The sequence below is a fragment of the Undibacterium sp. genome (genome assembly GCF_030683615.1).
GTDB classification, from domain to species: Bacteria; Pseudomonadota; Gammaproteobacteria; order Burkholderiales; family Burkholderiaceae_D; genus Undibacterium; species Undibacterium umbellatum.
Window position 1 is genome coordinate 154,245 of sequence record NZ_JAUXQE010000005.1, and the last position, 23,140, is coordinate 177,384.

Here is a 23,140-nt window from a genome sequence, read left to right on the forward strand (position 1 = left end):
AATGAGATGGTATTCCATGATGAACGGCCATATGAGTCCTTGTTATTGAGTAAGGTAGGTCAGCAGGTAATTGCAACCTTTAATACACCGTCGCGCTGATTGGCGAACAAGTCATAGGCTTGTTCTATATCATCCAGCTTGAAACGATGGGTGACCATGGCGTCCAGTTTTACTCGTCCTGATTTCACGACATTCATCAGGCGGCGCATGCGCTCCTTGCCGCCTGGACACAATGTGGTAATGATTTTGTGATCTCCCAGGCCAGCTGCAAAGGCATCCAGTGGTAAGCTCAGCTTGCCAGAGTACACGCCCAGGCTGGATAATCGGCCGCCTGGTTTTAATGCCCGCAAACAGCTTTCGAAGGTGACTTGCGTACCCAGCGCTTCAATCGCCACATCGACGCCGCGACCATGGGTCAGGCGCATGATTTCTGTCATGGGATCTGTTGTTGTATAGTCGATCGTGACGTCTGCGCCTAATGCCCTTGCCATTTCCAAACGACTGGCCACGCTATCCACCGCAATAATCAGGCTGGCACCGCGTAGTTTGGCACCAGCAGTTGCACACAAACCGATTGGTCCCTGGGCAAAGATGACGACGGTATCTCCTATCTTGATATCACCATTTTCAGCGCCGCCAAATCCTGTGCTCATGATGTCCGGGCACATCAAGACCTGTTCATCTGTAAGGCCGTCAGGTATTTCTTCCAGATTGCTCATGGCATACGGTACCAACAGGTACTCTGCCTGGCAGCCATCAATCGTATTACCAAAGCGCCAGCCACCAGCTGGCTTGCCACCGCATTGCGAATGCTGTCCATCCAGGCAGGAATAGCATTGTCCACAAGGCGATATGGCGCCGACGATAACGCGCTGGCCAATTTCATACCCGCTCACCCCGGCCCCCAGTGCGGCGATCACGCCTACTGGTTCATGCCCTATGGTCAAACCTGGTTTGACTGGATACTCGCCTTTGAGGATATGGACATCTGTGCCGCAAATCGTCGTCGTGGTAATTTTGATGAGCGCCTCACCCGGCCCTGGAACCGGGATGGGTTTTTCTTCTATCGCAATTTTTCCTGGACGTAGGTAGACGGCGGCTTTCATGGTAGACATTGCTTTTCCTCTTCTGACATTAACGTGGACGGATACCAGACTTTCTGTAGGCGTCAGCCATATCTTGCTGCATTGTATTTCTGGCTTCACGCAGACATTGATTTTGTTGCGTACGATCCATTTGTTTGCAGGCCACTACGGATAACTGATGCACGGCTTCCGCTTCCTTTTTTAAGGTCTTGAAGTAGGCCATGGGCGTAGTTTCTTCCTGATACCAGCGTTCAGGGTCGCCGCGCTGAGCAATGGTAGTTGGGTCTACATCAGCAGCGAGCGCCGGGCTCAAGACTCCACTACTGAACAATGCACAGAAAATTCCTGCTATCAACCTTTGTTTAGTCGTTTTCATGATAACTCCAAAAAGTGAAAATGCGTAGTGCTTTACAAACGACCAGTCAGCAAAAGAATGATAAGGATAATCACAATGAGGCCGGTAACCCCGCTAGGGCCGTAACCCCAGGAGCGGCTATGCGGCCACGAGGGAAAGAGTCCAATCAGGACCAGGATAAGTATGACGAGTAAGATGGTGCTCATGGTGTGGCCTATAAAGTCAGTTTAAGCAAGGCTGCAGGTATTTATCAGCTTGATGGATGTTTCTGGTCCGGATTGCAGCTTGCGAAAGGATGTCAATCTTCCTTTAATTGCGCTTTGAAATAGTGGCAAGAGTTGACAAAAGCATCGCGCACTTTTTCCGTCGTGTTGATCATGCTTTCCCAGTTGCTTTCGCTGGCCGACTTGATTTCATCGAGCTTGTCGCGCACTTGCTGCGATTGCACATGGAGTTTTTGTATTTCTTTGGCATATTGCTCTTTCATCGCTTCTTTTGAAGCTGCAACTTTTGCTTCCATCACTGTCATGCTGATATTTAATTCATCCAGCTGAGCTTTGATACTGGCTATATAAGCCTCGCGTTTGGCCATCATGGTTTTTCTCCCTTTGTTAAAAAATAGATAGACACTGGGTCAGATATTGGCGTATTCACCGTGTTGATCCTTCCAGGCATCAACTTTTTGCTGGTCATCGGCTCTGGATATCGGACAAAATTTGGTATTTGAATCAAGATCAGTGTCCAGTTGCTCGACTATTTGGCTGGATATTCCCCAACCCAGTAAAGAGCCGATGACAGAACCCATGATCATGCCCAGTGCTGCACCCACCAAGGCCGCTTGCAAAGGATGCGTCACCAGCAAGCCAAGAACGGGGACGTTAAATGGAGCAATCATGACTGCAAGCGCTGCATTGACCGCACCTAGGATACAGCCTACCGCCATGCCTATAGCGGTACCCGTGCTGGTGTCGGAATAATAGCCATTGCTCCAACGCTGAATCAGTGAGATGTCTTCCAAGGCTGGCTTTTTGAAGTCACCGTGCCTGGTTGAGGGACGTGCCGATGATTTCCTCACTAATAAAGTGTCATTGCTTGCGATCATGTCTGGCTCCCTGAAAAATGAGGCTCACCGCTAATGGCAGTAAACCAAAGGATGACCAAATTTTTTGATGAATGGCTTTATCTGATCAAGTACTACAAATTTATGCTAATCCTGGTTTGACATCTGTGCGCTGGCACACTCTGTAAAGAATTTGACTTGATAAATATATATTGACCAATGTTCGATACCGCACAGATGGACACGTGAGCAGGCAGCACACTCAGGCATCGGGCTTTTCCGACGCAGCAATCGTTGAGGCGAAATCAGCTTCGTCCAATAAGTTTCGTTCGTTACTCACACTTAAGAGGAAAAATATGAATAAGAATTTAGTTATGATCCTGGTTTGCACAGCCACATTTAGCACGGCAGCTTTGGCCGCTGCCGACGAAAAGAAAGTTGCTTACACAGCGGCTAAAGACGCTGCCACTACAGAATTCAAACTGGCCAAGAGCCGATGTGACACCGTCGCAGGCAATCCGAAAGATGTCTGCATAGCAGAGGCAAAAGCAGCGCGCGTTCATACAGAGGCCAACGCTACTGCGGAGTATAAAAATACTGTGGCGGCACGTACCAGCGCCAGAAAAGATATCGCCAACGCTGACTATGATGTGGAAAAAGCCAAATGCGGCAGCATGGCTGGTAATGAAAAAGACGTATGCGTCAAGCAAGCCAATTCGAATAAAGTTGCCGCATTGGCAAACGCAAAAGCAGATAAAAAAGTTGTCGATGCGCGCGTTGATGCCAATGATGACAAAGTTAAAGCTGAATACAAGGTTGCGCTGGAAAAGTGCGATGCCTTGACCGGTCAGGGTAAGGATAACTGTGTTGTTGCAGCTAAATCCAAATTCGGCAAGTAATTTTAACGTCAGGAAAAGCCGCTCTTGCGCCAAGCGATATGCGGTCTTGTATGTATAAATGTAGTTTCTAAATCTCAATCTCTCGAAAGAAAAAAATGAAAATCGCTCAACGCATGATGACCATGATATTTACCGCCTCTCTGTTGGTCATTGCTGGCTGTGCTTCAACAGCCACACGTGAAGGTACTGGCGAATATGTCGATGATTCCGTCATCACGACCAAGGTAAAAGCTGAAATTTTTAATGAACCGACTTTGAAATCCATGGAAATCAATGTCGAAACATTCAAAGGCACAGTGCAGCTCAGTGGCTTTGTGACTTCCAATGCCAATATTGATAAAGCAGTTGCCATTACCCGCAATGTCAAGGGTGTACGTTCTGTGAAGAACGATATGCGTTTGAAGTAAAATTTGTTCTGCCAATGATGTTGTCGATGTGAATTGACAGCATCATTGGAGACCATAAGAAAGAGAGCCAGCTTGGCTCTCTTTTTTCTATTTACATTTACCTGACGCGCTGTTCAACAGTAAATTGTTCAATTTCAACGCGGCGGTTAGGTTCCAGGCAGGCGATAAGATCGACACGTTTTTTGTTGTTGCAGACAACGACAGGATTGCTTTCACCTTTGCCGATGGCATTCAACCTTTGTGTAGCGACGCCTTTGTTGTTTAGATAGGATTTGACTGAATTGGCACGCTGCTCGGACAAATTCAAATTGTATTTATCTGAACCCAAGCGGTCTGCATACCCGGTAATAACAACCTGATTGATCTGCATATTGGCATTCAGCGCATTAGCGATGTCATCCAGTTTTGGCTGTGGCGTGCTCAATACTGCGCTATCAAAGGCAAACAATTCTGTCGCAGACAAAGTGATTTTTTGATACACAGGCGGTGGTGGAGCCGGCGCAGGTGCTGGCGGTGGTGCTTGTACCATTACCGGCTCGGGTGGTGGTGTAGGGGCGAAGCTGACTGTTCTGGCGGCCACTTTTGGTTTATCAAAGCTATAGTTCAGTCCAACGGAAAGATGGGAATTGCTAGCCTGGCTAAAACCAAAATCATTGCCATGCAAATAGCCATGTACCTTGCGCCACTCTGCTTGGGCCGACCACTGATCGTTCAAGCTGAGCTGTACACCGACGCCGCCGCTGGCCGCGGGTGACGTGCTGTCACCACTTTTTAAGCCTGCATTACTCCTGTCACGGTTTGCCGCAATACCCATGACCAGGTAAGGGCGAACTGTGCTGCGCGAAAATAGATAGAGCAGGTCTATTCCCAAAGCATTTTGCTGATAGCGTTTGCCATTGTCTGACGCCCGCGTGTAATTGGTATTGATTTGCGCATCCCAGCTTTCAGACAAAGGCTTGCCCAGACGTAGCCCAACGCCATAGCCGCGATTGCCCGCACCGAAAGTTTCATCAGTCTCTGCCGCATGGATGCTGCCACCGATATACCAGGATGGGTTGTAATCTTCAGCCATGGCATTGCCCGCACCAGCGAAAAACAGGCAGGCCAGGGCGGCAGGTATAGCGCGTAATTTATTCATGAATATTCTTTCTGGATGTGAAAAGAGGAGGGAGATGTATTGCAAAAACCGGAATGTGACTGGAACAGTAATTCCTGTTTGGGAGACTAAGTGAAATGCGAATTTTCATCGGTGCGTTGGCGCACAAATGTCGTCTTCCTGGGCAGGGTCAGGGAAACAACGTGGAGGTCTGATGCTAGTCAGCTTTCCATATTCATCGTCATGCAGCCAGGAGGTCCATCTGGTGATTGCATGAAGGACTGTGTGTGCTTACGTACGGAGCTGGATTGGAAATCGTTTTATTCTTGTAGTAGATCAAGACTTGAATTCAACATTATCAGGAGGGGCATGGCATTTTTTTCTCTCGAGCATAGTAAAGCAGCTTATTTGACCGACTTTGTCCTGTATGGCGTCGCGGTAACTTGCTTACTGATTTTTTTGAGCGTGCTTACTCCCTATGCACGCTTATTGGAGGTTGCGGTATTTGTGTTGGCGGGGTTGTTTGCATCTACCGGAATAGAATATTTTTTGCATCGCTTCATCCTTCATGGCCTGCAACCGTTCAAGCGCTGGCATGAACTGCATCACGCGCGTCCGGCTGCTTTGATAGGTACACCGACCATATTAAGCACGACCTTGATTATCTTCCTGGTGTTTACACCGGCGTTTTTGCTGGGTGACGTATTACGTGCCAGCGCGCTGACTTTGGGATTGACGGGAGGCTACTTGTTTTACACCATCACACATCATGCTGCCCATCACTGGCCGGCCAGGCATTCCTGGTTGAAGCAAAGGAAGATCTGGCATGCACGTCATCATCATGCGGATGGAAATTCGGTATGCTTTGGTGTCAGTACCAGTTTCTGGGATGTGGTTTTTCGCAGTAATGGAAGCAAGGGCAGTAATGGCAGAAAAGACAGTATGTCGGAGGAGTAGCACCCGCAGATGGGCGGTTGTTGCGGATAGGTGAAAAGCAGGCAGTAACAGGACAGGTTTGATAGGTAGTTCTGGCTATCAATGCATTATTGACGGTAAAGTTTTAAGGTGCAGCATAGCTGCATGAATATCGACGCTTACTGTTTTACTCCCTCATTTTTCATCGCTTCCAGTTTATCGTAAGCAACTGCTGCCGATGCGGTCTTGATGGTGGCCATGTCGACATTCTCGCCACGGGTTTCTACGAGGAAGCGACCGCCAACCAGGAGGCTATACTCACCAGTTGAACCATCCTTTTGAAATCTTTCATGCGTAGGACGGCCATTGACCTTTCCCATTTTTTCATAACCAGCATCGGTTTCCTTGTCCTGCTCCATCATGCCCCAGGCGAACATGGCACCAAACATTTTGCTGCCACCTGTATCAGTGATGCTGATTTTAATCTGATGATTATTTTCATCGGCATAGCGAGCTTCGGCCTTGGCGACCTTGAATTCACCCATGGCCGATTTCTCACCTTCCAGGCTGTTCCGTTTCAAATCGCCTATGGTTTCAGGGAGCAAGGCTTTTAGCTTGTCCTTGTCAACCACTTCGGCCTGGCTGCTGCCGCCCAAGGCTACTCCCAAGGCTTCGGTTGCTGCTTTCATTTCTGCTTGTGGGTCGCCAGATTTTTTTGCATCGTCCATTTTCTTGCTGGCTTCCTCCATCTTCTTGCCCATTTTTTCAAGCTCGTTCAGTGTACCGGCGGTTTCAGATGTACGGCTTGCAGTAGGCATGCCGCCCATGCCATAAATTGAACCGCCACCGACAGAACCTACCACCATCGTAAACACAATCATGATCAGAATGGAGCAGACGACTGAAACTGCGGTGTAAGCTGCAGCTTTCTCTTGAGGCACCTTCATCAGCACAGGCAAGCCCAGATAAAGCAGGTAAATACCATACAAACCCGCCAGCACACCCAGCATGCTTAGCGAAGGCAAAAGGGACAGGATGCCAGCAAGCCAGGCCGGAGTGAAAGAATAGGCGGCGACTTTCAAGGCTTGCGCGGGGTTTTTGGTCGCGCCAAATTGTGGTGCCAGAGCATCAATCAAGAGGGCTATCAGATATACGCCTATTAAAGCAAATACAAAACTCATCACCATTGCTGAAATACCTGCAATGATGGGCAAGCGTATGGTGCCAAGCATGGGTACGCTGAAACCGATGATGCTCATGCCTATGAAGCTGGCGACTGCAGGAATGGCAGCCAGAGGCGCAACATAATTTTTGAACAAGTCTATCGTGACGGTGTTTTCTACTTCAATGACTAGCCATTCTTTTTGTGGCGTCAGGATGATATTTTTCGCACGTTCAATGAGATTCATGGACTTTTCCTTCAGTTAATAGGTGAAACATGGATAAATGCTGTGGAAAACGAAAAAGCGGCAATAAAACGGAATTAATGCGAAAACAGGCTACTTGACTTTTGGATAAGTGGCTAAGTTTATTACAGTTTTTTGCAAGTAAGGCAAAAAATAGCGATTTCCAAGTGATTTCTTCATGCTAGCCAGCAATACCGGACTGCATTGTCAACTCCAGGCTGGGCCTGGATAAGACGCATCGATTACATATCATGTTGTTTGAGATTGGGCAGGAACTGTATGCCCGTCTTTTGCGTCAGTTCCTGATAACTGATGGGTTTGCTGACCTGGGCATCGTCGGTGTTTTCTACCCAGTGCGCCCAGGCGCGACCGGTATTGGGGTCATATACAAGTTTGTAAAGGTATTTGGGTACCCAGACCTTGTTGTTACCTATTGTCGGAGGGCGTGGACCATATACCGGTCCAGTGATGACATATACATCGCCTTGTGCACGCAAGACATACTGGCGGGTGGCTTTTTCTATGGCAGCCCAGGTTTTCCGGTTATTGAGTGGCGCTTGCGGAACCATGTTGGCCAGTGAGAAACTTTGTTCCATGGCGGTGCTATCGATCATGTCGGCAGCTGGTGCCATATGGCCGCGGTCATAGCCAGAACCTTTGTAATCGTCGAGTTCAGCCCTCTCTGCACGTGGCAACCTGGCATCGGCATAGAACTGGTTGCTGCGCTCATTGTCCCTGGCTTTCAAGATGATTTGACGGTTCAACCTTTCAGCGACATAGATGGGGGTATGACTTTTACCTGAATGCATGACCGCAAATGCTGAAAAACAAAGGGCGCGCGGACGCATGTCCCCAGAATGTCTTAGCGTCGGAATTTGTCCTTTTACAAAAAACTGACGGCATCCGGCAAAGTCCCCCGTGCCCAGGGTTGGCGAATCGAGGAAGAGATTTTCAAAACTTGAAAGATCAACAAAAGACAGGTTAATGAGAGCAAAAACGAGTATCGGGCTGAGTTTTGCGAGTTTTTTTATCATGAGTGTGCGTTTTGATGTCTGGCCGGGACTACTCTGTGGCAAGGGCCACATCAACACTGAACTAGAAAGTTTGTATTAAGCCTCAAGGCGACGGAGTAAAGCGGGAAAGGCCCGAAGTGTATATGTTTTCTCTCAAGGCAACTTATAAACCTTGGATAATTGCACCAACCGCTCAACAATAAAATAGGGACCCTATCGTTCTCTTAATCCATCCCAGTGCAAACCAAACTTGTTGAGATATTTTTTAAGCCTGTCTGCATCATTGGGATTGGCTTTGTTGCTGCGGGAAGCAGCAAACAGTTTCCGGCCTGCTTCAGACATGTTTTTAGAGCGCAGGCAAACTGCCAGCACTGCCTGTAATTGCACGGCATCGAATAAATCCAGTTGCGCCAATTGCTCAGTATCGAGGTAGTCATGCAAATCCAGCTCATTTGTTTCACCGCTTTCCTGCGCATAAGACCACAGACGTTGCAGGCGCTTGATTTCTTCACTGGCATTCTGATCATTGATACGTCCCGCATCGGCCAGCGTGGCCATGCGTGTGACTGATGCAGATAAATCGCGGAAGTTGCCTGCCCACACTGCTTGAGGGGAAGTGGCAAATTCCATATAACTGTCTTTTGCCTCTTTGTTGAATCGCACCATCTGCCCATTCTCCGCACTGTATTGCGACAGAAGGTAATCGATATTCGGCGCGATGTCTTCGACCCTGCCACTCAGGCCAGGCAGTTCATATGACCACAGATTGATACGCGCATACAAGTCTTCACGAAAGCGGCCCGCAGCCACTTCCTTACCCAGATCACGATTGGTGCCTGCAACCAGTTGGAAATCGCTTTGTACTTCATGGTCACCGCCAACCGGGAAGAAGCGTTTTTCTTCCACTGCCTTGAGCAGCATTGCTTGTTCATCCAGACCCAGCTCACCAATTTCATCAAGGAAGAGCAAGCCTTTGTGTGCCGTTCTCAGCAAACCGGGGCGGTCTGACATGGCACCGGTGAACGAACCCTTGATATGACCAAACAGGGTGGAGCCCGCACCATCACCACGCAGGGTGGCGCAATTGACTTCGACAAACTTGCCTTCCAGCCTGTGTCTGGCTTTTTTCAATTCAAAGATACGCCGCGCCAGGAAGGATTTGCCCGCACCAGTCGGCCCCATCAACAGAATTGCTGCCTTGGACTTGATGGCGACACGCTCTATCTCATCGATCATGGTATTGAAGCGTGCATTGCGGGTCGCAATGCCAGACTTCAGGAAGGCCACCCCTTCTTCCTGCTCGCGGCTAAAGCGCTGGGCAATCTGGTCATAGCGTGACAAGTCCAGATCAATGATGGTCATCTCACCAAAATTGGCCTTGGTCTGTCGCCGTGGAGGTGAAGTTTGCAAGAGCTTGCCGGGCAGGTAACTGGCTTCTGTCATCAGAAACAGGCAAATTTGCGCCACGTGGGTGCCGGTGGTGATGTGCACCCAGTATTCTTCTTTATCTGTATCAAAGGGGTAGGACCGGGCAAAGTCAAACAGGCAGCCATACACCTCTTCAAAATCCCAGGGATCTTGTATATCTAACTGATGCGCGCATACCTTAGTCTCGGGTGAGGTATCGGCAATGTCTTTTTCTAATTGTGCTAGCAATAGCTCATGCTGACCGCTGTACAGCAAATCGATGCGATCGATGACAATATCTTCGTGCTGGGTCAAAGCGACCGTGGGCCGCCATTTTTCCCAGCGACCACTGCCACGGCCACTATCGAGTTGTGTGCCTATGAAACCGATGACGACTTTTTTCTTCTTGATCATTTTGGATAAATATTTATCTATTAAGATAATTATATATGAAATTTGTTTTGACGGCCATTTCGATAGTTTTCTTGTGAGTTCTATATTTATCTATTTAAATCAATAACTTAAGTCGTTTCGTTTGACGTTGGCGCAGACCTGGCACGCCCATTGCAATAGAGATGGGCAAGAGCGAGCAAATAAACAGCTCTTGATAAGAATAAAGAAAAAAGGAAATGAAATGGTTAACACACACTTGTTCCAGAGTTTAAAAAACTCACTGACAAACAAATTTTTGCCAGTCACAGATACAACAAATTTTTCTGGCGTAGCCGCTTACAAGTTCACTGCGGAACACAAGTTGGCCCAATATGCAGCCACTGGTTGTTTGAACGCGACTTACTACGCCAGTGCAGAAGCGCAACTGGCGACAGTGCTGGATTTGACTAAAGAGGTAACACCTTTGTTCGTTGCGCAAACCGCGATTTACTGCCGTGAGCGTGGTTATATGAAAGACATGCCAGCGCTGCTGGTAGCAGCATTGACCATGCGTAATGCAGTTGAGTTGCCGCGTACTTTCAAGCGTGTGATGAACAATGGCAAGATGCTGCGTAACTTTGTGCAGATCCTGCGTTCAGGTGCGATAGGCCGTAAGTCGCTGGGTTCACGTCCTAAAAAACTGGTGCAGAACTGGTTGAATACTGCCAGCGAAAAAGAATTGCTGTCAGCAGCGGTGGGTACGACACCATCACTGGCCGATGTCGTGAAAATGGTGCATCCAAAGCCAACAGAAGCATGGCGTGAAGCCTTCTTCGCCTGGTTGATAGGCAAACCATACAAGGCAGAAGCATTGCCACCTGTCGTGTCAGCGTTTGAAGCATACAAGAAAGACCGCAGCCTGGCTTTGCCAGATGTGCCTTTCCAGATGCTGACAGCGATGGATTTAACGACAGAAGACTGGGCACAAATTGCCCGTCAGGCTGGCTGGCAGATGTTGCGTATGAACTTGAACACCTTTGCACGGCATGGCGTATATGCCTTGCCAGGCATGGTGGACTTGATCGCCGCTAAATTGAGTAATGCAGAGGCGATTGCCAAAGCCAAGGTATTTCCTTACCAGTTGATGGCGGCTTACAAGGCAGCGAATGAAGAAGTGCCGTTGCCGATCAAGAACGCCTTGCAAGATGCGATGGAAATTGCCTTGAGCAATGTGCCAGAAATATTTGGCAAGGTCGTGGTATGTGCTGACGTGTCCGGTTCCATGTCGTCTGCAGCCACCGGTTACCGTGGCTCTGCAACGACAGCAGTACGTTGCATAGACATCGCTGCCCTGGTTGCTGCTGCCATGTTGCGCAAGAATCCGTCTACTCTGGTTTTGCCGTTTGAAAACCAGGTCGTGAAATGTGATTTGAACCCACGTGACAGCGTGATGACCAATGCGCAGAAACTGGCAGCGATAGGTGGTGGTGGAACCAATTGCAGTGCACCACTGGTGCAGTTGAACAAGAGCAAGGCGCAGGCTGACCTGGTGATCTTTGTCTCTGACAATGAATCCTGGATGGATGCAAGCCGTAGTCGTACCACTGCAACCATGGCGGAATGGAATGTGTTCAAACAACGCAATCCACAAGCCAAACTGGTGTGTATAGACATCGCACCATATGGTACGACTCAGGCGGCAGAAAGAGATGATATTTTGAATGTAGGTGGTTTTTCTGATGCTGTATTCAAAATCATCGCTGCCTTTGCTGCTGGTCAGTTAAGTGCAGAGCATTGGGTAGGTGAAGTAAAGGCAATTGATATTTAGAGAACCGCTGGCGGGGCAAATGTAGTAACAGCTTCGCCAGTCCAGGTAGTAAAAGTTTTTGAACACAGCATGAATGCAAATGTGATTACACCTCCAACTGTAAAATCACCTTTAAATCTTGTCATGCTGTGCTTCAAAGACCATTTGAAGGTAGTCTTGAGTTTGAAATGCAGTACGAATGCGCTGGTGATTACATCCAAAAAAATCGCAAGCAAACCTTGTCGTACTGTATTTCTCAATACTGCAATCAGATGTCGCAGTACAGGTTTTGAATATGGCATGAATGCTGATGTGATTACATTTGAAACGTAATATCACCCTCTATTCTTGTCATGCCGTATTCAATAAATGTCATTGGGCTTGTTTTTTGAATGCCACATGAATGCTCATGTGACTACATGGGGTGTTCACATCTATCACTTGTCATGTGGTGGTTCAAAATTTGGTCAAGGTTTTGAGCAGTACAAGAATGCAGCTGTGACTACATTTTTTGCAAAAGTGACGAGGTCACAGCAAAATCTTGTCTTGTTGCTCAAACAGGTTTTACCCGAATGCCATCAGGATTACATCGGTTAAATTGGTTCGACTCCAGTCTGGTTCACGCCGTAAGGATGGATCAGCAAGTCCTGGTAACACTTGTCGGGGTTTATTTTAAAGTATGGACGTGATGAAAAGCGGAAAACAAAGACGGACAGAAATCATGGAAAAGCGGCGCGCCCGCATTCCTATGAAAGAAAGTTTTGATTTTTATGTCTTGCCAATACCGGCTGGTGCGATTCCAACGGATCGCGAGACACTAAGACACAATAACACTTATGGCTTGTTACCCTTGTTTTACGTGGACAACGCCTTCAACTGCAGGGATTGCGGCACAGCGCAAATATGGAAGGCCAAGCAACAGAAGTGGTGGTACGAGATTATGCAGGGAAACATCAATAGCGTCGCTGTACGATGTCGACCTTGTCGCAAGACAGAGCAACAAAGAAAGAAGCAGGCCAGGGACATCCATTTGAGTGGCCTGGCAGAAAAACACAAACAATAGAGTTTTCAGGCGAATGCTGGTGAACATTCAACGGTCCTAAGCGGCGAAAGAGATGCATTAACGGTCTCGTGTAACCTGGGTACTGTCTCCTCACAGAGACTCCTGGCCGTGCCGTTTCACCATCCCTTGTCGCCGCAAGTAATGGAAAATGAAAGAGTTTGTGTGGTGAGTAAGTAAGTAAAAGTTAAGGCGAATGCTGGTGAAATTACATCACTTTTAATGAGGCTGTCGCGGGTTCGAAGCCCGTCACGAAATCTCGGTTTCGTGTAGCTCAGTTGGTAGAGCACCTGTGGGTAACCACATACATTTCACCCAATATTGTCGCCACCCCAATTTGAAAAGAAAAAAGAGAAAATATGAAACACGAAGATTACGATGTAGTGCAGTACAAAGATGGCCGTCCTATCAAAATGTGGACCAAAGGTGTTCCTGTTGAAGAAGAAGCCAAGCAACAATTGGCGAATACTTCCCGTTTGCCTTTCATCTACAAACATATAGCCGTAATGCCAGACGTGCATCTGGGTAAAGGTTCTACCATCGGTAGCGTGATACCTACCCTGGGTGCGGTGATCCCAGCTGCTGTAGGTGTGGATATAGGTTGCGGGATGATGGCTGCCAAGACCACTTTGTTTGCTCATGATTTGCCTGATAACCTGGGTCCTTTGCGTACTGCGATAGAAAAAGCCATTCCGCATGGTATGTCACCGAAGACCCGTAGCTTCAAAGGCCGTGATAAGGGTTCATGGGAAACACCACCATCTGCTGTGGATAATGCCTGGGCAGAGTTGAAAGTTGGTTTCGATGAAATTTGCTTGAAGACACCGCGTTTAAAAAACACCAATAACTATCGTCACCTGGGGACTTTGGGTGGTGGTAACCACTTCGTTGAAGTATGCCTGGATGAAGCCAATGCAGTATGGTTCATGTTGCATTCTGGTTCACGTGGTGTAGGTAATGCAATTGGTAGCCATTTCATCGAACTGGCCAAGCAGGATATGCGTACCCATTTCATTAACTTGCCAGATCAGGATTTGTCCTATCTGCCTGAAGGTACCGAGCATTACAAGGACTATATCCAGGCAGTGGGGTGGGCGCAGAAGTTTGCCCGCTTGAACCGTGAAGTGATGATGCAGAACTTGATTGCTGCCGTGCGTACTGTGATCAGCAAACCGTTTGAGACCCATGTTGAGGCGGTTAATTGTCATCATAACTATGTGCAGAAAGAACATCACTTCGGTAAAGATGTATTGGTAACCCGTAAAGGTGCAGTATCTGCGCGTGCCGGTGAATTGGGGATTATCCCTGGTTCCATGGGCGCGAAAAGCTTCATCGTGCGTGGTAAAGGAAATGAAGAAAGCTTCAATAGCTGCAGCCACGGTGCAGGACGTACTATGAGCCGTACCGCCGCGAAAAAGCTATACACCGTCGCCGATCAGATCGCCGCAACCGAGGGTGTGGAATGCCGTAAAGATGCCGATGTTATTGATGAAATCCCTATGGCATATAAAGACATCGACGCCGTAATGCTGGCCCAAAGTGCGCTGGTAGATGTGGTGCACGTTTTGAAGCAGGTAGTGTGCGTTAAGGGTTGATTTTTAAATTCAAGACCTCTCAACACAGAGGCACAGAGACACAGAGGAAAAGCAAGAGGGATCTCTTTTTCATAAAATTCGAGACAGTCAAATTTCCAAAAGATTTTTTCCTGCCTTTCTCTGTGTCTCCGTGCCTCTGTGGTTAATGGTCTTGAACTTGTTTGAATTGAAAATAAAAATAATGAATAAGAAATTGATAGAGCTGGATGGCTCTTTGGGTGAGGGTGGTGGACAGATATTGCGTACGTCTTTGAGTCTGTCCATGATTACTGGGCAACCGTTTCGTATCATCAATATCCGTGCTGGCCGCGCCAAGCCTGGTTTGCTGCGCCAGCATCTGGTGGCAGTGCAATCAGCTGCTGCCGTCAGCAGTGCGCAGGTTACTGGCGCAGAACTGGGTTCGACTACGCTGGAGTTTATTCCATCGGGCATCTATGGCGGCACTTACCAGTTCGCCATAGGTAGTGCCGGTAGTTGTACCCTGGTGTTGCAGACCCTGATACCTGCCTTGCTTTATGCCGACAAACCATCGACCATCAAGATCACTGGCGGTACTCACAATGACATGGCACCGCCTGCACAGTTCTTGCAAAAGGCCTATGGCCGTGTATTGCAGCAAATGGGGGCAGATGTCAGTTTTGAATTGAAGCGTTACGGCTTCGTCCCTGCTGGTGGTGGTGAAGTTATCGCCCAAATACACCCATGCAAGCAGTTGAAGCAACTGGACTTGCTGGAACGTGGCGAAAGAATCAAAGGCTACGCCGAAAGCTTTGTCGCTGGTGTACCTGTCGATGTCGCCAAACGTGAACTTGAATGCGTAGGCGCAGGCATGGGCTGGACTGCCGATCAATTACTGGTACGTGGCCTGAGCAATGACCAGGGGCCAGGCAATGTACTGTTGATTACTCTGGAGCATGAACATATTACCGAAGTATTTTGCGGTTTTGGTGAAAAAGCCGTCAAGGCAGAAAATGTCGCCAAACGTACTGTGCAGGAATTGCGTGAGTATGTCGCATCTGGTGCAGCACTGGGCGAGCACCTGGCAGACCAGGTCATGTTGCCCTTTGCCCTGGCGGGTGGGGGAAGTTTTACATGCAGCGTCATATCGCAACATGCGAAGACTAATGCGGATGTGATTGGACGGTTCTTGCCTGTGAGTACAGAGTTTACACCACAGGATAAGCGCTTCGTCTGCACGATGAAGCAAAATTAAAAAGGAGAACAAGATGAAGCTTGCAGAAGCCTTGTTATTGCGAGGCGATTTACAGAAAAAACTGGCATCCATGCGTGAGCGGATAGTGCGCAATGGACTGGTACAAGAAGGCAATACGCCACAGGAAGATCCTGAGGCTCTATTGCTGGAAGCCTATGCCGTGACCACAGAGCTGGAAAAACTGGTATTGGCGATTAATGCCGCGAACATGAGCAACAAGTTGCCGGATGGCCGTATCCTGACAGCCGCCATCGCCGAGCGCGATAGTTTGATACAGCGCCATGGCTTGTTGCAGGCAGCCATAGGATCAACACAGAAAGAACCAGATCGCTATAGTGCTCGTGAAATAAAATGGGTGTCCGTATTTGATGCGAAGAAATTGCAGAAGCAGTCAGAAGACCTGGCCAAGAAATTGCGCGAATTGAATGCGAAGATTCAGGAAAGTAACTGGCAGGTAGTGTTGTAGCTGAGCTTGTAAAGTTTTCGGAACATAGAGCGAGCGTGGAACCCCGGCCCGATGACAGGGGGTGGAAAATATACTGGGATCGCTGACCGAGCGCGATGGGCAGCGCCAACAAATGACAACTCAGCCCATCACATCGCACTGTTGAAATTGCATACTGCAAACTTAACCACCACACGCTGGCTATGTTCCATTTTATTTTTTTTATTTACGATGCCTTGAATCGAGCGTCAAAAGTACTTATACGTATATTTCTCTCAACATGAAAATAACTGTCGAACCAAAATCTAAATCGTATTCAGGAAAAGTGTTCACTGGCGTTAGTGAGTTATCGCTCGGCGCTACTGGTCTTCGCATTGTTGTTGCTGCTACTGATGAGACTAATGAGAAGCGTACCTTGATAGAAATTCATTTTGAGGAGGCGAGAGGTTTTCGAGTTCTTGACGAAGGCGATCTTATTCCTTATTGGCAAAGTAAAGTATTTGAGCCTGGATACTGCCTGTTTGAAATCAAGTCTGGTGGTTGGCTAGAACAAGAAAGGCAATTTCCAGGGATGTTGGCAATTACAGAAGCGGTAGGCGATTTCAGGGAATGGTTTATTTGCACTGAATACAATTGCGTTAATGTTCTAGCTGTGAATCCACCATTGATCAGAGAATTTTCTTGATGCGATGCGCGTCTGATATTTATCTATAATCCCTGATAGCCAAGCTTTTGCTGACCTGAGTGTCAATTTTTTTTGAATTCTATTGACACAGTAATTTAATCTCGTGCAGAATCGAGTCTCTTCGATATGCATCAATTTAAAACTTCGCTGCATTTCGATTTTTCATCAACACCCAATTCAAGAAAGGAACGGCCATGCCACGGAATACGGCTAGCAAGAACAATCAATACTTTTAGCCCCGTGCACGACGCTCGGGGTTAAGGCAAATCGCCAACCCGAGCCGGTCGTTTTTTTGAAAGCCCCGGTGAGGAAACTCGTCGGGGTTTTTTACTTTTCAAAACGCTGATTTTTGTTGGAGCGCCAGAACTTGCATAGCCTTGCGCCATGCAGGCAGGGATGGTGTTCGCCAAAAAATACGCAGTCTTATTGACGAAGAAAAGCAGCCAGATATATCTCATGCCAGCAGCAGGATTTGCTGCAACGGCAGGAAAGATTCGCTGAAAAAAACACCGGCATTACAAGAAGGAAAATTGTATGCCTATAGCTCAAAGCTTGCACAAGGCCAAAGTGCCTGTGCATATATTTACCGATGATATTGATCACACTGCGATACAGCAGTTGCTCAATATCGCTAATTTAAACATCGTCCATCCCTACGTAGCGGCCATGCCTGATGTGCATGCAGGTGTGGGTGCCACGGTAGGCAGTGTGATACCTACCCGCTCAGCCATTATCCCTGGCGCTGTGGGTGTGGACATAGGCTGTGGCATGAATGCTGTGCGCACGACCTTGACGGCCAGCCAGTTGCCTGACAACCTTGCGAAACTGCGAAGTGCCCTGGAAGCCGAAATACCTGTCGGTTTTCGCCAGCATGCCTGGAACAGAATGCGCGGGTCTGCGCTGGTCAGGGTGGGCAAACCCTTGAATGACAGGCTGGACAAGATAGTCGCCAAGCACAAGAGCATCATGAAAATGCTGCCGAAGTTTTACCAGACCTGGATATGCCAGTTGGGTACCCTGGGTGGTGGCAATCACTTTATTGAAGTGTGTATCGATGAAGAACAGCGCGTTTGGATCATGCTGCATTCCGGTTCACGTGGCGTGGGCAGTGTCATCGGCAAGCATTTTATCTGGGCCGCTAGGAAAGAAATGTGGCGGCACCAGATACATTTGCCGGACAAGGACTTGTCTTACTTCACTGAAGGTTCGGAATTGTTTGACGACTATATCGAAGCAGTGCAGTGGGCGCAGGATTATGCGCTGGCTAACCGGAGTGAAATGATGCGTCGGGCACTGGCTGTGCTGGAAAAAGAAGTAACCAGTTTCAAGCTTGATGGGGAAGCCATCAATTGCCATCACAATTATGTGTCGCAAGAAACCCACAATAATGAAAATCTCTTTATTACCCGCAAGGGAGCAATTTCTGCCCGCATGGGTGAGATGGGGATTATTCCTGGCAGCATGGGCGCACGTAGTTATATCGTCAGGGGCAAGGGTAATCCTGAATCATTCTGTTCCTGCTCTCACGGTGCAGGGCGCAGGATGAGCCGGGGTGAGGCCAGGGAGACATATGATGCTGATGACCTGGCAGCACAGACTCAGGGTATAGAATGTCGCAAAGATAAGGGTGTTGTGGATGAAATTCCGGCAGCATATAAGGATATCGATGCAGTCATGGCGCATCAGCATGATCTGGTTGAAGTTGTGCATACCTTGCGCCAGGTCGTTTGCGTGAAAGGATAAGAGATGAAGCTCACAATCAAATTGCCCAAGCCACGCAATCCACTGGCAGTAGTGGCAAAACAACGCAATGCCGGTGTTCATGGCGCACTCAATCCCAAGCGTACTGAACGCAGGCAAGAGAAGCAGCGTTTGCAACAAATCAAAGGTGGGCGACTCAAGGATGAAGAGTAAGCAAGCAGCTTGTGTTAACTTGTTTGAATTTATTTAAATCAAGGCGCTCATTTGGCAACAAATGGGCGCTTTTTTATTTCCCTGGCTTGAAATGCTTTGCTGCCAGCAACGGGTGCTGGATAGAATTGCTGCATTAAAATAAAACTGCGCCTGGTCGCAGATGGGGATACACCATGATGCGGCAAAACCGGCTACAAGCCATAGACCTCTTGCGTGGTCTGGTCATCGTGCTGATGGCACTGGATCATACCCGCGACTTTTTTGCTGTCACTCCATTCGATCCTCTGGATTTACAACAAGGCTCGCCAGGCTGGTTCTGGACACGCTGGATTACGCATTTATGTGCACCGATCTTTGTGACCCTGGCTGGCATGTCTGCTTTCTTGCGCTCGCAGCAGCGTGATAAAAGGGATGTGACGCGCTATCTGCTTAGCCGCGGTGCTTTGCTGGTGTTGTTGGAATGCACCTGGGTCAGCTTCAGTTGGCAATTTGGTTTCAATGTGTTCATCTTGCAGGTGATCTGGGCGATAGGGATGGCGATGATGGCGCTGGGCTTGCTGATCTGGTTGCCGCACTGGTCGATCGCACTGGCCGCCGCTGCCTTAATATTGCCGCATAACCTGCTCGATGGCATGCATGGCAAAGGTAGCCATGTCTTGTTCATGGCCTGGCATCAGGGTGGTTATTATCCCCTGACTGACAAGTTGGGCATCGTCTTTGCCTACCCGCTCATGCCATGGATAGGTTTGATGGCGGCTGGTTATGCGCTGGGGCCGGTGATGTTGTGGGAAGCTGACAAGCGCCAGCGTTTCATGCTATCAGCGGCGGCCATCCTGTTTGTGAGTTTCGTGATTTTGCGCAGCGGAAATTATTATGGCGACCCTGATTTTTGGTCGGCACAGGGCAAGGGCTGGTTTTATGACCTCATGTCTTTCGTCAAGGTGCATAAGTATCCGCCTTCTTTGCTCTATCTGTGCATCACGCTCAGCATAGGTTTGAGCACGCTGGCCTTGATGGATAAATATGTGCAAAAACCTTTGCCGCTATTGATGTTGTTTGGCAAGACACCGATGTTTTTTTATCTGGTGCATATCGCGCTCATCCATGCGCTGGGCTGGATTTATATGCAGTTGCGTTACGGTCAGATCGTTGATTTTCGCAAACCAGAGGCGACGCCAGCGTATGAGGCTTCGCTCCTAGTCTGCTATTTGGCCTGGTTGTTTGCTTTGACTTTGATGTGGGGACTGACCAAACTGTGGCTGGCACACAAGCCGCGAGCAGTGGTGACATCAGACACGGCCTAGGGCTGCATTTTTTTCCTGGTCGATGGATGCAATATAAGTCCCAGCAAGCTGATACATGCAAAAACGGCACCAGCATAAAAGGTAAAGGCAGATCCAAACTCCTGCCATAGCAAGCCTGCGACGACGCTTGCTAGTAAAAGACTGACACCACTGGCGAGATTGAAAAAACCAAAGGCAGTGCCACGTAAATCAGCCGGGGCACTGCCGGCAACCATGCTGGACAACAAACCCTGGGTCATTCCCATGTGAACGCCCCATAGGGCAATTCCCGCTGCCAGTCCATACCAGTTCTGGCTATACCCCAGTACTACATCCGAGGCGATCAGTACCAGCAAGCCACAGGCAAGTAATAGAGGGTGCGATACCCTGTCAGACAGTTTGCCGAAAGGGTAGGCTGTCGCTGCATACACCAGGTTCATCGTGACCATGATGAGGGGTACATAAGCTATGGGTATCTGCATTTGCTGGGCGCGCAGTATCAAAAAAGCTTCGCTGAAACGGGCCAGGGTAAATATGCTGCCCAGTGCCACCACCCACCAGTAAGCCGTACCCATGCGGCGCAGATTATGCATGCTGATCGGGTTGCCGGGTCTCAGCGCAGTTTTGTTATCCGGCTCTTTTACGCCGACGAAGAGCAAGACCATTGCAGCCAGGCCGGGGATCACGGCTAGCCAGAATATGCGTCGGTAATCATTCATCCACAGCAGCATCAGGGCGGTTGCCAGCAAGGGGCCAACCACGGCACCTATGGTATCCAGAGATTGCCGCAGACCGAAAGCCGCACCGCGTATTTCGGCTGGTGTAATGTCTGTGATCAGGGCGTCACGCGGTGCGCCGCGTATGCCTTTACCTATCCTGTCCATCATGCGGGCTGTCAACAGCATGCCCATGCCCTGGGCGATGGCAAACAGGGGTTTGGTGAAGGCACTCAAGCCATAGCCAAACACAGCCAGGGCCTTGCGCTTGCCCAGGCGGTCACTGAGTGCGCCTGAAAATACCTTGACGATGAGGGTGGTTGATTCGGCGATGCCATCGATCAGGCCAACGGCAAACACGCTGATACCCAGCGTGCCGACCATGAACATGGGCAGCAGGCTATGTATCATTTCAGAAGAAATATCCATGAGCATGCTGACAAAGCCAAGTACCCAGATACTTTTAGGCAGTGCAGGTTTGCTCATGTGGGCATCTTCCCGTGGAGGTAATGATGGGAGTGTGCCCTAATTTGTGGATTGTGGGAATGCTGTCTTGCTTGTTGCAGCGCAAGGCTGCTTCGGGAATGACCCGAAGCAGGTTTTATGTAGATATTATTTGCCAGCGTCTTGGGCAATCTGGCGCAGGGTTTGCAGTGTTGCACCTGGCGTGATCAGGTTGCCGTCATAACGCAGTTCTATCAGGGCTGGCAGATTGTGCTGGCGGCTGTGTGCCAATGCTCTTTCCAGCGCGGGTGCAAATTCTGCCGTGGTATTGACGACCTCACCACTACCACCAAAGGCGCGGGCCAGGGCGGCAAAGTCAGGGTTGTGTAATTCTGTACCAGATACACGCGCCGGGAATTCTCTCTCCTGATGCATGCGTATGGTGCCATACATGCCATTATTGAAGACGATGATGACCACGCCTGCCTTGTATTGCACGGCAGTTGCCAGTTCCTGGCCATTCATCAGGTATTCACCGTCGCCAGCGAAAGTAATGACGGTGCGCTCAGGGTCTATGATCTTGGCAGCAACACCAGATGGCACGCTATAGCCCATGGCACCGGAGGTAGGCGCCAACTGGGTGCGCATGCCGCCGTAAGGGAAGTAACGGTGCGCCCAGGTCGCGTAATTGCCTGCACCATTGGTGATGATGGTGTCTTTTGGCGCCAGGCGTTTGATGTCCTGTACTACTTGCCACAAGTTTAAGGGAGCGTTCTCCTTGGCAAAAATCGCTGGTTCGGTTTGCCAGACCAGCAAGTCAGCTTTGGCTTCACTAACAGTTGCCTGCCATTTGGTGGCTGCATCCAGGCCTTCCATTTCAGCCAGTGCTTCGGCAATTTCCTTCATGCCGCTATTGATCATCAGTTCAGCCTGATAGACACGGCCCAATTCCAGTGCATCGCTGTGGATGTGTACCAGCTTCTGTTTAGGTATCGGCGCTTCCAGCACGCTATAGCCGCTAGTGGTCATTTCACCCAGGCGCGGGCCGATGGCGATGATCAGGTCGGCATCTTTTAGCCTTTGCGCGAGTTTGGGGTTGATGCCTATGCCTACGTCACCTATGTAGTTGGGATGGGTATTGTCCATCAAATCCTGGAAGCGGAAGGCGCAAGCTACAGGCAGGTGGTTGCTGGTGGCGAATTCGCTGATGTGCTGGCAAGCTGTCTGATCCCAGCCGCTGCCGCCCAGCAACAATACTGGGCGTTGTGACACAGCCAGCATATTACGCAGTTGTGCCAGTTGTTGCGGCGAGGCTGATGCCTGTACAGGTGTGTAGTGACGGGTATCGGCGACTTCTGCCACCTGGGCCAGCATGTCTTCTGGTAATGCCAGCACGACCGGGCCTGGGCGGCCGCTGGTGGCGACCTGGAAGGCGCGGGCGATGTATTCAGGCACACGGTCGGCGCGGTCTATCTGGGCTACCCATTTCGCCATCTGGCCAAACATGCGGCGATAGTCAATCTCTTGAAAGGCTTCGCGTTCGACAAAATCATTGCCGACCTGCCCAATGAACAGGATCATTGGTGTCGAGTCCTGATAAGCCGTATGTACTCCGATAGAGGCATTGGTGGCACCAGGGCCACGGGTGACGAAGCAAATGCCAGGTTTGCCTGTCATCTTGCCATAGGCGTCTGCCATGAAAGCTGCGCCGCCTTCCTGGCGGTTGATGATGAAGCGTATGGGACTATCATGCAGCGCATCCAGGACGGGCAAGTAGCTTTCGCCAGGGACACCGAAAATGGTGTCGACACCGTGGACTTGCAAGGCATCCACAATCAACTGGCCGCCAGAACGTGATTTAAGCATGATAGACAATGATAAAAAAGTAAAAGCAGTACGCTACCAGAAAGCCTGCTTAATTTGCACCGTATTTGAGCCTCTTGCACGGAATTATCATTGAATA

23 protein-coding genes are annotated in these 23,140 nt (G+C 49.2%); 12 read left to right on the plus strand and 11 right to left on the minus strand.

Going from position 1 to position 23,140, the window contains the following annotated elements:
- Nucleotides 1-59: 59 nt before the first annotated feature.
- The 5 genes from Q8K39_RS02000 to Q8K39_RS02020 all read right to left on the minus strand — a co-directional run bounded on the left by Q8K39_RS02000 (nt 60) and on the right by Q8K39_RS02020 (nt 2,542).
- On the minus strand, nt 60-1,115 hold the full coding sequence (locus Q8K39_RS02000) for an NAD(P)-dependent alcohol dehydrogenase (RefSeq protein ID WP_305258096.1): 1,056 nt from the start codon (nt 1,113-1,115) through the stop codon (nt 60-62).
- Between the two features lie 19 nt (nt 1,116-1,134).
- Nucleotides 1,135-1,461 carry a hypothetical protein gene (locus Q8K39_RS02005; protein ID WP_186957033.1) on the minus strand — a complete coding sequence of 109 codons (327 nt, stop codon included), beginning with the start codon at nt 1,459-1,461 and terminating at the stop codon, nt 1,135-1,137.
- Nucleotides 1,462-1,493: 32 nt separating this feature from the next.
- On the minus strand, nt 1,494-1,646 hold the full coding sequence (locus Q8K39_RS02010; RefSeq protein ID WP_186957034.1) for a DUF3309 family protein: 153 nt from the start codon (nt 1,644-1,646) through the stop codon (nt 1,494-1,496).
- 92 nt (nt 1,647-1,738) lie between these two features.
- A complete protein-coding gene (locus tag Q8K39_RS02015) occupies nt 1,739-2,035 on the minus strand; it encodes a hypothetical protein (protein ID WP_305258097.1) in 297 nt (98 codons plus the stop codon).
- Between the two features lie 39 nt (nt 2,036-2,074).
- The gene (locus Q8K39_RS02020) at nt 2,075-2,542 is read right to left on the minus strand and encodes a hypothetical protein (protein WP_305258098.1); all 468 of its coding nucleotides are present in this window, start codon (nt 2,540-2,542) and stop codon (nt 2,075-2,077) included.
- Nucleotides 2,543-2,856: 314 nt separating this feature from the next.
- Here Q8K39_RS02020 and Q8K39_RS02025 point away from each other — a divergent pair, with 314 nt between their 5' ends.
- Together Q8K39_RS02025 and Q8K39_RS02030 are read left to right on the plus strand one after the other, a co-directional pair.
- Complete coding sequence (locus tag Q8K39_RS02025) at nt 2,857-3,399, plus strand: hypothetical protein (protein WP_305258099.1); 543 nt, start codon at nt 2,857-2,859, stop codon at nt 3,397-3,399.
- Nucleotides 3,400-3,494: 95 nt separating this feature from the next.
- Nucleotides 3,495-3,806 (plus strand): BON domain-containing protein, encoded by a 312-nt coding sequence (locus Q8K39_RS02030; RefSeq protein WP_305258100.1) that lies wholly within the window; start codon nt 3,495-3,497, stop codon nt 3,804-3,806.
- A 97-nt stretch (nt 3,807-3,903) separates the two neighbouring features.
- Here the strand turns inward: Q8K39_RS02030 and Q8K39_RS02035 are convergent, their stop codons facing one another.
- The gene (locus Q8K39_RS02035; protein ID WP_305258101.1) at nt 3,904-4,944 is read right to left on the minus strand and encodes an OmpA family protein; all 1,041 of its coding nucleotides are present in this window, start codon (nt 4,942-4,944) and stop codon (nt 3,904-3,906) included.
- A 327-nt stretch (nt 4,945-5,271) separates the two neighbouring features.
- Between Q8K39_RS02035 and Q8K39_RS02040 the strand changes: the two genes are divergently transcribed.
- Nucleotides 5,272-5,859 carry a sterol desaturase family protein gene (locus Q8K39_RS02040; RefSeq protein ID WP_305258102.1) on the plus strand — a complete coding sequence of 196 codons (588 nt, stop codon included), beginning with the start codon at nt 5,272-5,274 and terminating at the stop codon, nt 5,857-5,859.
- A gap of 137 nt (nt 5,860-5,996) precedes the next feature.
- On the opposite strand, the gene Q8K39_RS02045 is transcribed toward Q8K39_RS02040, so the two are convergent.
- From Q8K39_RS02045 to rtcR, 3 genes are all read right to left on the minus strand, one after another.
- Nucleotides 5,997-7,226, minus strand: coding sequence for a Yip1 family protein (locus Q8K39_RS02045; protein WP_305258104.1), 1,230 nt, complete (start codon nt 7,224-7,226; stop codon nt 5,997-5,999).
- Nucleotides 7,227-7,465: 239 nt separating this feature from the next.
- On the minus strand, nt 7,466-8,257 hold the full coding sequence (locus Q8K39_RS02050) for a DNA/RNA non-specific endonuclease (RefSeq protein ID WP_370868541.1): 792 nt from the start codon (nt 8,255-8,257) through the stop codon (nt 7,466-7,468).
- Between the two features lie 192 nt (nt 8,258-8,449).
- The gene (rtcR, locus tag Q8K39_RS02055) at nt 8,450-10,054 is read right to left on the minus strand and encodes an RNA repair transcriptional activator RtcR (RefSeq protein ID WP_305258221.1); all 1,605 of its coding nucleotides are present in this window, start codon (nt 10,052-10,054) and stop codon (nt 8,450-8,452) included.
- Between the two features lie 223 nt (nt 10,055-10,277).
- Here rtcR and Q8K39_RS02060 point away from each other — a divergent pair, with 223 nt between their 5' ends.
- The 9 genes from Q8K39_RS02060 (at nt 10,278) to Q8K39_RS02100 (ending at nt 20,038) form a co-directional block, all read left to right on the plus strand.
- The gene (locus Q8K39_RS02060; RefSeq protein WP_305258106.1) at nt 10,278-11,843 is read left to right on the plus strand and encodes an RNA-binding protein; all 1,566 of its coding nucleotides are present in this window, start codon (nt 10,278-10,280) and stop codon (nt 11,841-11,843) included.
- A gap of 667 nt (nt 11,844-12,510) precedes the next feature.
- The gene (locus Q8K39_RS02065; protein WP_305258107.1) at nt 12,511-12,885 is read left to right on the plus strand and encodes a zinc-ribbon domain containing protein; all 375 of its coding nucleotides are present in this window, start codon (nt 12,511-12,513) and stop codon (nt 12,883-12,885) included.
- Between the two features lie 356 nt (nt 12,886-13,241).
- On the plus strand, nt 13,242-14,477 hold the full coding sequence (locus tag Q8K39_RS02070) for an RtcB family protein (protein WP_305258108.1): 1,236 nt from the start codon (nt 13,242-13,244) through the stop codon (nt 14,475-14,477).
- A 181-nt stretch (nt 14,478-14,658) separates the two neighbouring features.
- Nucleotides 14,659-15,690 carry an RNA 3'-terminal phosphate cyclase gene (gene rtcA, locus Q8K39_RS02075; protein WP_305258109.1) on the plus strand — a complete coding sequence of 344 codons (1,032 nt, stop codon included), beginning with the start codon at nt 14,659-14,661 and terminating at the stop codon, nt 15,688-15,690.
- 13 nt (nt 15,691-15,703) lie between these two features.
- Nucleotides 15,704-16,156 carry a DIP1984 family protein gene (locus Q8K39_RS02080; RefSeq protein ID WP_305258110.1) on the plus strand — a complete coding sequence of 151 codons (453 nt, stop codon included), beginning with the start codon at nt 15,704-15,706 and terminating at the stop codon, nt 16,154-16,156.
- A gap of 259 nt (nt 16,157-16,415) precedes the next feature.
- On the plus strand, nt 16,416-16,820 hold the full coding sequence (locus Q8K39_RS02085; protein ID WP_305258111.1) for a hypothetical protein: 405 nt from the start codon (nt 16,416-16,418) through the stop codon (nt 16,818-16,820).
- 534 nt (nt 16,821-17,354) lie between these two features.
- On the plus strand, nt 17,355-18,563 hold the full coding sequence (locus Q8K39_RS02090; protein WP_305258112.1) for an RtcB family protein: 1,209 nt from the start codon (nt 17,355-17,357) through the stop codon (nt 18,561-18,563).
- A 3-nt stretch (nt 18,564-18,566) separates the two neighbouring features.
- A complete protein-coding gene (locus Q8K39_RS02095) occupies nt 18,567-18,734 on the plus strand; it encodes a hypothetical protein (RefSeq protein WP_305258113.1) in 168 nt (55 codons plus the stop codon).
- A gap of 173 nt (nt 18,735-18,907) precedes the next feature.
- Complete coding sequence (locus Q8K39_RS02100; protein WP_305258114.1) at nt 18,908-20,038, plus strand: DUF1624 domain-containing protein; 1,131 nt, start codon at nt 18,908-18,910, stop codon at nt 20,036-20,038.
- On the opposite strand, the gene Q8K39_RS02105 is transcribed toward Q8K39_RS02100, so the two are convergent.
- Both Q8K39_RS02105 and Q8K39_RS02110 read right to left on the minus strand, forming a co-directional pair.
- On the minus strand, nt 20,035-21,219 hold the full coding sequence (locus Q8K39_RS02105) for an MFS transporter (protein ID WP_186952054.1): 1,185 nt from the start codon (nt 21,217-21,219) through the stop codon (nt 20,035-20,037). The genes Q8K39_RS02100 and Q8K39_RS02105 overlap by 4 nt on opposite strands.
- Before the next feature lie 126 nt (nt 21,220-21,345).
- A complete protein-coding gene (locus Q8K39_RS02110; protein WP_305258115.1) occupies nt 21,346-23,043 on the minus strand; it encodes a thiamine pyrophosphate-binding protein in 1,698 nt (565 codons plus the stop codon).
- Between the last annotated feature and the right edge of the window lie 97 nt (nt 23,044-23,140).